We start from the raw sequence: 13,258 nt of genomic DNA on the forward strand, positions 1-13,258 counted from the left end.
CGAGACAGGAAGTCTGTATTGATAGAGATCATCGCACTCGGCCTGCGTGGCCGACATCGGTCAAATGACCGATGCGTCCTGAAAGGTTGGCGTATAGTTGGCGCTCTGTTCGACCCGCACTGATCCATCCATCTCGATGACCGACGACAACGCCACTCTTTCGGCGGTGCGCGTGTTCGATGCTGTGAAAGCCCTCGCCTTTATCGGCGATCTAAGCATGGGACAACCCACCGGCCATTCGCTACGCACTGCATGGCTTGCAACCCGCCTCGCTGCCGAATCCGGGGCGGACCCAACGACGAACGATGCAGTTCGCGAAACGTCACTGCTGCGCTGGTCGGGTTGCACAGCCAACGCGGCGGGTTTCGCCGACGTTTTCGGTGATGACATCGCCATCCGTATTGCAATGGTTGAAGACCGCCCCGGCTGGACCGACTCCCTCAAGGCGCTGGGTGGCGCAAGCGCGGTGCTTTCTCCGCTCGCACAAATTCACTGCGAAGTCTCCGGCGAAGTGGCGCGCATGTTGGGCCTTGCGGATTCGACAGAAACGGCGTTGCGCCGCATCTTCGAGACGTGGGACGGGCACGGCCTGCCCGCTCGTCACGCCCGCGAAGCAGCGCCGATGGCGGTGCTCATCGTCGCGCTTGCCGGCGACATGGAAACGTTTAGCCGGGTCTATGGCATCGAGCGCATGCTCGATCTGATCGCGCAGCGCGCCGGCTCACGCTATCCAGCACAACTCGTCGAGACCGCAGCCCGCCATGCGGCGCGCTGGCTCACGGAACTGGAGCACGCAACGGCCGCCGATCTGGACGCCATGCTGACAACATCTCGCATGCAACAGCACACTGACGTGGAGCTGATCGCCGACGTCATCGATCTCAAGCTTCCCTGGATGACAGGCTTCTCACGCGCAGTCGCTGCGACGGCGGCGCAATGTTGCGCCCGGCTCACGCAAGACAAATCGGCACACGCGCGCGTCTATCGCGCGGGGTTGATTCACGGTATTGGCCGTGCATCTGTGCCTAACCAGATCTGGAATACGAACGAACGTCTATCGGAAAGCGCGTGGGAGAAGGTAAGGCTGGTGCCCTACTGGACGTCTCGCGCGGGCAAGCAGGCCGGCGCGCTCGGAGAAGCGGCCGAACTAGCGTCGTATGCATACGAAAGGTCGGACGGCTCAGGCTATTTCCGTGGCGCTCGTGATCCATCGCTGACGCTGGAAGCGAACGTGCTTGCGGCATCTGTAACGTATGTCGCATTGCGCTCGGGCCGTCCGTGGCGCGCGGCACTTTCCAATGAGGAAGCCGCACGACAGTTGCGTGACGAGGCCACACGCGGTCGGCTGAACGTCGACGTGGTGAATGCGCTGCTGTCCGACGATGTGCGCGTCGTCAGAAAGCCGGTCAGCAGCGCATCGCAGAGTGTGCGATTAACGGCGCGCGAAATCGACGTCCTACGGGTTATTTCGCGCGGGGCCAGCAACAAGGAAGCCGCCCGTGAATTGACGCTCAGCCCAAGCACGGTGCGCACCCATGTCGAAAACGTGTTTCGCAAACTCGAATGCTCGTCGCGCGCAGCGGCAACGCTTAAAGCATCGACGCTGGGGTTGCTTTGACGGCCGCGCTCGCCATTACATCGGCGGCGCTACGCCGTCCTTTTCAACCACGACAAATTGCGCGGAACGGGCTCCGCCGTTAGCCGGTGCAGCGACGACAAACACTTTTTTGCCGGCAACCAAGTCAGCGCGCGTGGCAGGCGCAAGCGTCACGACTGGCGCCGTGGTCGGCACCGTGACGGTGTTGCTGCCCCCCTTGTACGAAAGCTTCAGATCGCGTCCACTCGTGCCTTCGACGACCGTGTCCACATTGGCATTCGTCATCGAACTGTTGGCTCCCAGATCATAGGCATAGTGCCCTTCGCCCGTTCCGCGTGCGGCATCGGGGAACACCAGCACTTCTGTAGCGGTCAGCTTGCCGTCGGGACCGGGCATGGCCGCGGCGCCGACATATGAGCCCTGTTTGATATCGGCGAGCTGGATTGGCTTCACCGCGGTTACCTTCGACGCGTCGCTCAAGGTGAGCGTCACGGTGTCCCCGCTGCGCCGATGTACGGTCAAGGTATCGCCCGAGAACGACACGATGTCGCCGCGAATGCGTTCCGGCTTTGCCGCTGGAGATTGTGCGAACGATGCACCGGCAAGCGAGAGTGCGACGACAGAAGCAGCGAGCTTGATACGGATAGACATAGATGCTCCATTAACAGGGTGGAATAAGAGATGTTGGTGGGCGGGCGGGTCAGGATCCGCCGAGCCAGTTGTCACCCTGACTGCGCTTCGGCAATGCGCTGAGTTCAGCCAGGGTCCAGATGCCTGAGCACCTTCCAGTCGGGGCTAGTGACTGGTATGAACGCAAGGATCGCAGGGACGGCGCTGCCAGGGTATCGGTCAAATGACCGATGGCCAGGTCGTCAGAATGATTGCGAGGGACAGTCGGAATATTTTCTGCCGTCCGCACTCGAGGAGCGTCGCGATTCGCCCCGGCGCCTACGATAGAATGCTCGGCTTTCCCCTTTTCAACGCCGCACTGTGCAACCCGCCTCATCCGCCTCATCCGCGGCTTCCCATGAAGCCGATGGCGTCGAATCTTCCGCCGATCTCGTCTACGGTCCTCATGACCGCCCCGCACCGGCCATCGCATTCGTTGCCGCGCTTCAACATCTGCTCGCGATCCTCGTGCCTATCGTGACGCCTGGCCTCCTGATCTGCCAGGCGCTTGGCGTTTCCAGCCGCGACACCACGCTGATTGTGTCGATGTCGCTCGTCATCTCCGGCATCGCTACTTTCCTGCAATGCAAACGCGTCGGGCCGCTCGGCGCGGGTCTACTGATCGTTCAGGGCACGAGCTTCAATTTTGTCGGCCCGCTCATCGCGGGCGGCAGCCTGATGGTCAAGCAGGGAACGCCGGTGCAAACCGTGATGGCCGCCATTTTCGGCGTCGTCATTGCGGGTTCCTTCGTCGAGATGGCCGTCTCGCGCATCCTGCCGTTCGTCAAGCGCCTGATCACGCCGCTCGTCACCGGCATCGTCGTGCTGCTGATCGGCCTCACGCTGATCAAGGTCGGCCTGATCAGCATGGGAGGCGGCTATGGCGCGATCTCGAAGGGCGACTTCGCGAGCGTCGGCAACCTGACACTTTCCGGCGTCGTGTTGGGCACCATCATCGTGCTGAACCGTGTGCCGGTCGCCTGGATTCGCAGCACCGCGCTAGTCATCGCACTGGCCATCGGTTATGCCGTCGCGGGCGCGATGGGCCGGCTCGATTTCACCGGGGCGCGGCAAGCGGCGCTGTTTCAGATTCCGACGCCGCTGCATTTCGGCCTCGGCTTCTCATGGTCGCTGTTCGTGCCGATGCTGATTATTTATCTCGTCACCTCGCTCGAAGCGATCGGCGATGTCACTGCCACCAGCAAGGTTTCGAAAGAGCCGGTCGAAGGGCCCGTATGGATGCGACGGATTAAAGGCGGCGTGCTGGTCAACGGTTTCAATTCTTTGCTGGCCGGCTTTTTCAATACGTTTCCAAGTTCGGTATTTGCGCAGAACAACGGCGTCATCCAACTGACGGGGATCGCCAGCCGCTACGTCGGCCTCTGGATTGCCGGCATGCTGATCGTGCTGGGCTTGTTCCCGCCAGTCGCGGGCATGCTGCAGGCCGTGCCCGAGCCAGTGCTCGGTGGCGCTGCGATGGTGATGTTCGGCGCTGTGGCCGCGTCGGGGATCAACATCCTCGCGGGCATTCGCCTCGACCGCCGGGCGCTGCTGATCATCGCGATTTCGCTCGCGTTGGGGCTCGGCGTCTCACAGGTGCCGGAGATTCTCAACAGCCTGCCGCACGCGCTGAAGAACGTGCTCGAATCGGGCGTCGCGACAGGCGGAATCTGCGCGCTGATATTGAACTGGTTCCTGCCGGAAAAGGCGTCACGCGGTCGGCACGTCAACGACGTTGAAATAAGCGGTGAACGAGAAGGCCGAGCAGAGAAAAGAGACTCGTTGGCCCAAAGTTTGGCCTTCTCGATTGATGCAGCGATAGCGGCGCGAACTGGTCTCCCCAGAAGATTTTTAAGCGAAGAGCATAGACCACCCGATTTCGCCAAACCGCTTTGGATTGGTGCGCGTAGAATCGCCATGGCCTTCGAGCAGGCCTCCATCGAGATAAAAGACCTAACCAATCCCTCGTGAACGACCGCGCCATGAAGCTCTATTTCAGCCGCAACTACAATCCGCGCGTTGCCGTTGCCGTGGCGCGTTATCTGAACTCACCGGTCGAATTTGAATTCGCTTCCCCGTTCGCACCCGGAGAGCACGAGAAGTTCCTCAAGCTCAATCCAAACAGCGGCCTGCCCATTCTGGTCGAAGGGGAAACGGCGCTGTGGGAAGCGGACGCGATCGCCTGCCGGCTCTCACGCCTCGCCGGGTCGAGTTTCTGGCCGACAGGCGACGCCATGCCCGACCTCATCCGCTGGATCAGCTGGGGCTACTGGCATTTGGTGCGTGCCTGCGATCAGGTTCATTTCGAACGGGTGACCAAACAACGTTACGGCCTGGGGCCGGTCAGGCAGGAAATCCTCGAAGCGGGCTTGTGCGAATTCGCCTCCTCAGCCGCGATTCTGGACGAGCATCTCGCGGGCAGGGACTGGCTCGTCGGCGACGAGGTCACTTACGCCGATTTTCGCGTCGCCTGCGTGCTCCCGTTCGCCCAACTCGCTGGCCTACCGCTCGCCGAGTTTTCACACGTTGAAGCGTGGCATGCGCGGCTCATGGAGATCCCCGCCTGGAGGGATCCGTTCGCAGGGCTCGACGCGCCAGAACTCCCCCCGCTCTGCTCGGAGCCGAGATGACCTCGGCGACGTTCGATTGGAGTCCGACACGTTGAATGGCGGCCTACGCTCGCTTCAGCGGAGCGCGCCTGTCCGCGCGACTCCCGAACGCCCTGGCGGACATCCCCGCTTCGCCTGCCATGCAATACCCGCCTTAGGGGTATCTCAGGCGATGTCCTTTTACGCCGCCGCAGCCTGCTCGCGCATGCGACGGGCTTCGTCGCGCAGGAACTGCTGGTAATCGTCCAGATCGCCGTCGAAGGGCTCGACGCCGCCCTTGGTGACCAGCCAGAACTCATCACATACGGCACGCAGCAGGGCCCGATCGTGACTGACCAGCATCACCGTGCCCTCGAATTCGTTGAGCGCCATGGCTAGCGCCTCGCGTGTGGCCAGGTCGAGGTGGTTGGTCGGCTCGTCGAGCAGCAGCAGGTTGGGTCGCTGCCACACGATCATGCACAACACGAGCCGCGCTTTTTCGCCGCCGCTCATCGTGCCGACCGCCTGATGGACCATGTCGCCACTGAAGCTGAAAGTGCCGAGGAAGGTGCGAAGCGATTGTTCAGTGCCGCTCTGACCGGGGGCACGCAGGTGCACCGGCGTGTCCTTGGCAAGGCGGATCATGTGTTCCAGCGGGGTGTCGAGCGGGCGCAGCACGTCGAGTTCCTGCTGTGCGAAGTAGCCGATGTTCAGGCCCTTGCCTTCGCTGATTTCGCCGGCAATCGGCGCCAGCGCGTGCGCCACCGTCTTCACGAGCGTCGACTTGCCCTGCCCGTTGGCACCGAGAATGCCGATGCGCTGCCCGGCCAGCACGGAACGGTTGATGCCCTGCACGATGACCGTGGGCGGGGTGCCCGGCACTGCGTCGGCCGGCGCCGGATAGCCGAAACTCGCGTCCAGCATCGACAACAGCGGGTTCGGGACGTTGAGCGGCTCCTTGAACTCGAAGGTGAATTCGGCATCGGCCAGCACCGGTGCGATCTTCTCCATGCGTTCGAGCGCCTTGACCCGGCTCTGCGCCTGCTTCGCCTTCGAGGCCTTGGCCTTGAATCGGTCGATAAATTTCTGCAGATGGGCGATCTTGTCCGCCTGCCGGGCCACCGCGGCCTGCTGCAACAGCAGTTGCTCAGCGCGCATCTCTTCGAACTTGCTGTAGTTGCCGCCATAACGCACGAGCTTGGCGTTGTCGACGTGCACCGTCACCTGTGTCACCGCGTCGAGGAATTCGCGGTCGTGGCTGATCATGACCAGGGTCCCCGGATAACGCTTGAGCCAGGCTTCCAGCCAGACTAGCGCGTCGAGGTCGAGGTGATTGGTGGGCTCGTCGAGCAGCAGCAGGTCGGACGGACACATGAGCGCGCGCGCCAGTTGCAGTCGCATGCGCCAGCCGCCGGAGAAGCTGTTGACCGGATGGTCAAGCTGCTCGGCGGTGAAGCCCAGGCCCAGGATCAGCGCCTGCGCACGGGCGGGGGCATCATGCGCACCGGCGTCGTGCAGGGCCATGTAGGCGTGCGCCATGCGCATGCCGTCGTCGCTGGCCTCGGAGGCGGCGACTTCGGCCTGCGCGGCCAGCAGCAAGGTGTCGCCCTCGATGACGAAGTCGGTCGCACTCTGCTCGGTCTCAGGCATATCCTGCGCGACCTGGCCCATCTTCCATGCGGATGGAATCGAGAACTCGCCGCTATCTTCGTGCAGCGTGCCGTTAAGAAGGCCGAAAAAGGACGACTTGCCGGCGCCATTGCGGCCGACAAGACCAATTTTTTCGCCAGGAGTGAAGGTGACGGTCGCGCGGTCGAGTACGACATTGACGCCGCGGCGCAGCGTGAGATTACGGACGGAAATCATAAGGAGCTACTTCGAAGAGGATAGGCATGATAGCCGACCTGACGTTCGGGGCTGTCTCTTTTCCGATCCGGCTGCGCTTTGCGCGCGCCTGCCGGCCATAAAACAACGCAGGTACTGGCGCACCGGCGTACCGGCTGCGGGGCCGGCGAAACTAGTGGTGAATGACGGCAAAACGCGCGGCGTCGACCGTCCCGAACCGGATTTCGTAGAGATCACGTCCAGAATTCCCCGGCACCTTCACCTACATGCCGCCGCGATCGTCGCGAGCGGCACGAACAATGGGCAGCGAAGATTCGCCTGGCGCAATCTCGAACGGCCGGATCGGCCCGAGTTGCGACAGCAGTCAGTCTGCGACAAACCCGCCGACCCGAAGTCTTTCTATCGAAGGCGAGCATGTCGATTACGAATCCCCGGGTCGCGTCTAGCGCGCCGCCACTATCCGCCAAAGCGAGCAAGACGCGTGCGCAAAGCGTCGATCTGATCGAGCAGATCGAGCGCCAGGGCTACGCCCGGCGCATTCAGTTCCAGGTCTACGGTCAGTCGTTGCGCGGTGATGGCGCGGCGCAGGCATGTGCCGCTGAAGCGCCATTCTTCGAGGCGCGCGCCTTGTGGCTCGAATGCACCCTCCTCGACCCAGCGGACAAGATCATCGCTCGAAGCACCCGTGATGCGGCACAGTTCAATCAGCGTGAACTCGACGTGTTCCTCGACGATGTCACCCTGAAGATAGACAGACTCGTTTTCGTTCATGATGGATCACCCGTAAAAATGCGCACGCGGATCAAAGTCGAACGCCGCGCGCATCGCGCTGTAGGCCGCTTTGGCGGCGTCGGTGTCGGCGGGGGGCAGCACGATTCCCAGCACGACGTAGAAATCGCCTGGCGGGTTGCCGGGAATGCCCCGACCCCTGAGCCGCAAACGTCGTCCCGCGGCGGACCCGCCCGGGACGGTCACAGTGACCTGTCCCGCAGGTGTGGGGACGACGACCTCGGCGCCGAGCGCGGCTTCCCATGGCGCGAGGGGAACGTTGATCGACACATCGCGGCCATCGACGCTGTACCGCTGATGCCCGTCGAGCGTGACCTCCAGGTACAGGTCGCCGCGCGGAGCGTTGCCGATGCCGGCGCCGCCTTGTCCTGCGAGTCGCAACCGCTGTCCGTCGAGGATGCCCTTCGGTATCGACACATCGAGGGTGCGCGTCTGATAGGTCACGTGCCCCTGATCGTCGATAACGGGCATTTGCAGCGTAAAGGTCCGCTTTGCGCCGTTGTAGATGTCCTCGAGGCTGACCGACACGCTTGCGTGATGATCTTCGCCCGGCCACTCAGGCGCACGGGGACGGGATGCGTGTCTCGCGCGCGCATTGAAGAGGTCGCTGAAAAAATCTTCCGTATCTTGCGTATCTTGCGGGTCGCCGCCACCGCGATATTCGAAGCCGTCACCGACATCCGGACGGGGCCTGATTTCATCACCATCCTTGAGGCCGGTGCCGAGCGCGTCGAACGCGGCCCGCTTTTCCGGGTCCTTGAGCACCTGATAGGCCTCACCGACCTCCTTGAAGCGCGCTTCGGCGTCGGCGTCCTTGTTCAGGTCGGGATGAAACTTGCGCGCGAGCTTGCGGTGAGCGGTTTTGATCTGCGCGTCGGTGGCGGCTCGCGGAACGCCCATCACGGCGTAGTAGTCCTTGTATTTCATGATTGTCCATATCGTCAGATCAGCCGACCCAAGGCTACGGGTTGGCTGGCGGTCTGGGTGCCGAGATGTCTCATCAATATACAAGGATGAAGTCGAATGTGTGTTTGCGATGAGAGAGAGCGGCGCAGCATTTGCCAACGCTTGCGTCGAACGCAAGGGTCGGTGAGCCGCGCCCTGCAATCGTCTCGCGGACGTCCGGCGACGGTCGTCTGGCGCTCTTCGCGCCAACGTGACAACCTGACAACCTGACAACCTGACACCCTGACACCCTGACACCTGCAGCGAAAATCACGTTTCCCGCATCGAATCTCTCTTCAGCGACGTAGCGGATGTCCAAATCGCAGGGGTTCGAGCGTCATTGGTCAGGTGAAGCACATTGCTCACCGACAACTCAATCCATGACGGAGATTCCAGATGCAATACATGCTGATGCTCTATGCGAATGAAGGCGGCTGGAACAGCCTGACGAAGACCGAACAGGACCAGGGCGTAGCGGCCTATGCGGCGTACACGGAGGCATTGAAGAAGGCCGGCGCGCTCGTCAGCGGCGGGCGTCTGCAGCCAACCGCGGTGGCAACGACCGTACGTATCGCGGATGGCAAGTCGCAGGTGCTGGATGGACCCTATGTGGAGTCGAAAGAGCAACTGGGAGGCTACTACCTGATCGACGTGCCCAATCTCGATGCCGCGCTGTCGTGGGCGGCCCGCTGCCCGACCGCGAGTCACGGCGTGGTCGAGGTGCGTCCGCTCTGGCACGCGGCTGGGTGAGCCGTGGACGGCATCTCAAGCGAGGTGTGAGCCGATGAGCTTGTCCGGCGACAAGGACGCACGCGACACGGCGGATGCTGTCGCGCGGCGCAGCCGTGGCAAGCTCGTCGCCTTTCTGGCAGCCCGTACGCGCGACGTGGCGGCTGCCGAGGATGCGCTATCGGAGGCGTTTGCATCCGCGTTGGTCAATTGGGCGCACGACGGTTGTCCGTCGAATCCGGAAGCGTGGCTCCTGACCGTCGCGCGGCGCAAGATGATCGACGCTGCCAGGCGCCGCCTCTCGGGTGAGGCGGCTGCCGTGCAGTTGTTGCTGCTCGGGGATGAGTTCGACGACGGCAACGCGGACGCCGACATCCCGGACGATCGTCTCGCGCTGATGTTCGCCTGCACGCATCCTGCCATCGAGGCGGGCATCCGCGCGCCATTGATGCTGCAGGTGGTGCTTGGGCTGGATGCGAAGATGATCGCGTCGGCGTTCCTGATGTCGCCCGCCGCGATGGGCAAGCGTCTTGTGCGAGCCAAAAGTAAGATCCGCGAGGCCGGCATTCCGTTCAGCATTCCCGAGCGTGAGGAGCTTGCCGGACGGCTCGACGCTGTGCTGGACGCCATCTACGCCGCCTTTACCGAAGGCTGGACGGATCCGGGCGGGACCGATGTCGCACGGCGCGATCTCACTGATGAAGCGATGTTTCTGGCGCGGCTCGCAGCGGGATTGCTGCCGCAGGAGCCTGAAACGCTGGGCCTGGTGGCATTCATGCTGCACGCGCAGGCGCGGCGTCGCGCACGGCGCAGCGACGAAGGTGAATACGTGCCGCTTGCCGAGCAGGATTCGGCGCTGTGGGACTGGCAGATGATCGACGAGGCCGAAGCGCTGCTGCGGCGCGCAAGCGCGCTGGGCTCGATTGGGCGGTATCAGCTCGAAGGGGCGTTGCAGTCGGCGCATGTCCATCGGTGCCGCACGGGGCACGCCGACTGGGCCGCGATGGTGCAGCTTTATGAGGCGCTGGCGGTGCTCACGGGCTCGCCGGTGGTCGCGGTCAACCGGGCGCTCGCCGTCGCGGAACTGCACGGTGCAAACGCAGGCCTCGACGCGATGCCGCAGGTGGCGGCCGACGCGCGGCTCGCGGAATATCAACCGTACTGGGCGGCGCTCGCAGAACTGCTTGCGCGGACGGGTGCGCATCGGGACGCTCGCAACGCCTACGAAATGGCGATCGGCCTCGAACGGGATCCTGCCGTCCGCCGTTTCCTGCAGCGGCGTCAGGCCGGTTTGCCGGGCTGATCTTTTTTCACCGACTTTTGCATAGGCCGACAAAAGCCTGGCGAGTGGCTCAAAACTGGCAGCAGCGCGTTGTCGAAGCGACGATAAGCGGGTTGGTCCCGTTGACGTCCGTTAGACGTTTCAGCGAGGCAACGCCGATGGGTTCGGCTGGTGCCCTCTTTCACCGACGAGTTAAATTTTGCCGGTTTGCCCAGTGCCTCCGGGCAGAAGCCGGAGCAGATTCGGCCATTCGGCAGTGTCGGGCTATTCACCTGTCACCTGACAATCGCACAATCAAGTCACGCGGGCTACGCCGCCCGGTCGGTCGAAGCTATAAGGCAACTGCCGCACGAGCGCGCCTTGCCCGTTCGCAGACGCCCGGCGCTCACTGTTACCTCGCCACCGCACTCGCACCGGCAGGTCCACAATCCATCGCCCGCATAGCGCTCCGTTGTCAGTTGGCCGAAAACCTCGCCGCTCTTCAGCGCAGGTGAGCCCGGTCGTGACCGCCACACGCGACGCTGCTCCCGGCAGCCGCAATCATGGACTTCACCGCTTTCCACGGCCTTCAGCGCAGCAGTCACATGGCCGCCGCACCGGCATCGCCAGAGCCACGACTCCGCGCCGCAATAGTGCAGCGCGACGAGGTCGCCGAACGAGCGGCCAGCGACATCGCGACGAGGCGGAAAGGGCCATTGAGGCGGCAAAGGGCGGCGGGTACGTTTGTTCACGAGAAGTAAATTGGGGCGCAGCGTGCTGCTCTCAAGTGTAGCGGCACCCTGGGTTCATAACGGCTCGCCAGCCAGTGACCGAGCGTGCCCGTGCGACAAGGGATAGCAGACCACGAGGTGTGACGCTGCGTCAGATAATCGTGATTCGCTTGCAGACCATCCATGATGCCGCCAGTCGGCCACGATCGCTACTTCCACGCCTTGAGGTTCGGTCAGCTTATCGCCGTTATGTGGGATTGCTCACACTTTGTTTCAATTTGCTCCAGATAGCCAGAAGGCCCGCCCAGCAAGGCCTGGCGGCTTGCGACGGACTGCGGACAGATTTTACGCTCCACGGACGAGGTGAAGATTTCAAACGCGGGACCGTTAAAGGAATCAACAAGTGGGGGATATATACCATGAAGATTGAATCCAGCAATTACGCGCTCGCGGCTCCGCAGAACGGTGCTCAAGGTGCACCGAATAGTAGCGATCCAGAGGGCGCCGTAGAGTCCGGGCAACAAGTCAACGCTGCCGACGCGGAGAATTCGACGGTCAATCTCTCGACAATGTCCGCGCTGCGCACGCCAGGCGATTCGGACATCGACACGACGAAGGTCGAGTCGATCAAGGCCGCGCTGCGTGACGGCAGCTACCAGATCGATTCGGGCAAGATCGCCGATGGCCTCCTAGGCACCGCGCGCGATCTGCTGCAAATAACGACGTCTTAACCGCCGGCTGAACGTACTAACGCCGTCAGCAGATGAGGCATGGAGGCCCGCAGCGCTGACGGGTGTGAACGCGTGCCTTTGAGTTCATTGCCGCCTGGACTTCGTTTGTTACCCCGATCATGAATCGACTACCCGTAGTGCGGAACGCTGGAGGTCCGCTTCGGGGTCGCTCGTCCTCCCAAAGCTCGTCACCCGATCCTCGCCGGAAAACGTGGTGGCTTTCGCCGTTTCGCATGCTTCATGCGACGACTTGAGCCCACTGCTGCTCAAGCATCGAACGCATTCACCGGCCCAATGAAGTCCACTCTCCCAACGTCGACTCCGTTCGTGCGCGAGATCGCGTAAGCGATGGCGCGGGACTTTCTTGCGCACGGTCGCGCTGACGCTGACGCGCACAATGTCCCGCCGCTGCCCTACTCCGAGATTCAGCACCTGTTTGACGACTCCGCTGCCGCGTAGATCTCACGGCGCGGACTCGTTCGCGCTTGCCCTATTCGGTTCGACGAAGTAACGCCGAGCGCCCCCCTTCCTTTCTCTTCGACTTACGTAACGATCAACACAGAAATATCTTGACGGTCGTTGAGAAGAGCCCATAGACTTATGTATCGACCAACACAAAACGGAGTAAACGATGACGCTGACTGGAAAACGTGCGCTGGTGACCGGGGCGAGCAGAGGGATCGGTGCTGCGATCGCAAAAGCCCTTGCAACCGCAGGCGCTGACGTGGCAATCACCTATGAGAAATCGGCTGAACTGGCTGCAGGTGTGGTGAAAGACATCGAAGCGAAAGGCCGACGGAGTATTGCAATTCAAGCCGACAGTGCAGACGCTGTTGCGGTTCAGGCGTCGGTAGAGAAAGCGGTAGAAGCGCTAGGTGGCCTCGACATTCTGGTGAACAATGCCGGCATTCTTCGCATGGGCGACGTCAAGGACATCTCCATCGAAGACATCGATGCGACGCTGAACATCAACGTTCGCGCGCCAATCGTGGCAAGCAAGACTGCGATTCCCCATCTGAAAGCTGGCGGTCGCATCATTTCGATCGGCAGCTATTTCGCTGATCGTGTGCCCACCTCAATACTTGGCGTCTACGCGGGTTCGAAGTCGGCGCTGGTTGCGTTCACGCAAGGGTTGGCGCGAGAGCTCGGTCCGAAGGGGATTACCGCTAACCTGGTGCAACCCGGTTCGATCAACAGCGACATGAATCCGGTCGAAGGCCCATTCGCGCCGACGCTCAAAGCGCTCACAGCCACTGGGGACTACGGCAAGGGTGACGACATCGCGCAAGCGGTGGTTTTCCTTGCTAGCGACAGCGCCAGCTATATCACGGGCGCCGTGTTGACTGTCGACGGCGGCGCGAACGCCTGACAGC

10 protein-coding genes and 1 pseudogene are annotated in these 13,258 nt (G+C 62.5%); 7 read left to right on the plus strand and 4 right to left on the minus strand.

Translation table 11 applies throughout. From position 1 onward, the window contains the following. Nucleotides 1–136 precede the first annotated feature (136 nt). Nucleotides 137–1,618: an HD domain-containing phosphohydrolase gene (locus LMG28727_RS26830; protein WP_201645348.1), complete on the plus strand. Its 1,482-nt coding sequence runs from the start codon at nt 137–139 to the stop codon at nt 1,616–1,618. A 15-nt stretch (nt 1,619–1,633) separates the two neighbouring features. Here the strand turns inward: LMG28727_RS26830 and LMG28727_RS26835 are convergent, their stop codons facing one another. Continuing rightward, nucleotides 1,634–2,248: a hypothetical protein gene (locus LMG28727_RS26835; protein WP_201645349.1), complete on the minus strand. Its 615-nt coding sequence runs from the start codon at nt 2,246–2,248 to the stop codon at nt 1,634–1,636. A gap of 339 nt (nt 2,249–2,587) precedes the next feature. Here LMG28727_RS26835 and LMG28727_RS26840 point away from each other — a divergent pair. Further along, nucleotides 2,588–3,973, plus strand: a pseudogene (locus tag LMG28727_RS26840) (uracil-xanthine permease family protein); the annotation flags it as partial. Between the two features lie 275 nt (nt 3,974–4,248). Beyond that, on the plus strand, nt 4,249–4,896 hold the full coding sequence (locus tag LMG28727_RS26845; protein ID WP_201645350.1) for a glutathione S-transferase family protein: 648 nt from the start codon (nt 4,249–4,251) through the stop codon (nt 4,894–4,896). Nucleotides 4,897–5,055: 159 nt separating this feature from the next. Here LMG28727_RS26845 and LMG28727_RS26850 read toward each other — a convergent pair whose 3' ends face one another. The 3 genes from LMG28727_RS26850 to LMG28727_RS26860 all read right to left on the minus strand — a co-directional run bounded on the left by LMG28727_RS26850 (nt 5,056) and on the right by LMG28727_RS26860 (nt 8,415). Then, nucleotides 5,056–6,720, minus strand: coding sequence for an ABC-F family ATP-binding cassette domain-containing protein (locus LMG28727_RS26850; RefSeq protein ID WP_201645351.1), 1,665 nt, complete (start codon nt 6,718–6,720; stop codon nt 5,056–5,058). A gap of 435 nt (nt 6,721–7,155) precedes the next feature. Next, complete coding sequence (locus LMG28727_RS26855) at nt 7,156–7,470, minus strand: chaperone modulator CbpM (protein ID WP_201645352.1); 315 nt, start codon at nt 7,468–7,470, stop codon at nt 7,156–7,158. Nucleotides 7,471–7,476: 6 nt separating this feature from the next. Then, nucleotides 7,477–8,415 carry a DnaJ C-terminal domain-containing protein gene (locus LMG28727_RS26860; RefSeq protein ID WP_201645353.1) on the minus strand — a complete coding sequence of 313 codons (939 nt, stop codon included), beginning with the start codon at nt 8,413–8,415 and terminating at the stop codon, nt 7,477–7,479. Between the two features lie 414 nt (nt 8,416–8,829). Between LMG28727_RS26860 and LMG28727_RS26865 the strand changes: the two genes are divergently transcribed. The 4 genes from LMG28727_RS26865 to LMG28727_RS26880 all read left to right on the plus strand — a co-directional run bounded on the left by LMG28727_RS26865 (nt 8,830) and on the right by LMG28727_RS26880 (nt 13,254). Then, entirely contained in the window at nt 8,830–9,183 is a 354-nt protein-coding gene (locus LMG28727_RS26865; protein WP_201645354.1) for a YciI family protein, read from the plus strand. Nucleotides 9,184–9,217: 34 nt separating this feature from the next. Further along, entirely contained in the window at nt 9,218–10,465 is a 1,248-nt protein-coding gene (locus LMG28727_RS26870) for an RNA polymerase sigma factor (protein ID WP_201645355.1), read from the plus strand. Nucleotides 10,466–11,573: 1,108 nt separating this feature from the next. Next, nucleotides 11,574–11,885: a flagellar biosynthesis anti-sigma factor FlgM gene (flgM, locus tag LMG28727_RS26875; RefSeq protein ID WP_201645356.1), complete on the plus strand. Its 312-nt coding sequence runs from the start codon at nt 11,574–11,576 to the stop codon at nt 11,883–11,885. Nucleotides 11,886–12,516: 631 nt separating this feature from the next. Further along, nucleotides 12,517–13,254 carry an SDR family oxidoreductase gene (locus LMG28727_RS26880; protein ID WP_201645357.1) on the plus strand — a complete coding sequence of 246 codons (738 nt, stop codon included), beginning with the start codon at nt 12,517–12,519 and terminating at the stop codon, nt 13,252–13,254. Nucleotides 13,255–13,258: the final 4 nt, after the last annotated feature.

Origin of the sequence: Paraburkholderia metrosideri, assembly GCF_904848625.1 — a bacterium.
Lineage (GTDB): Bacteria > Pseudomonadota > Gammaproteobacteria > Burkholderiales > Burkholderiaceae > Paraburkholderia > Paraburkholderia metrosideri.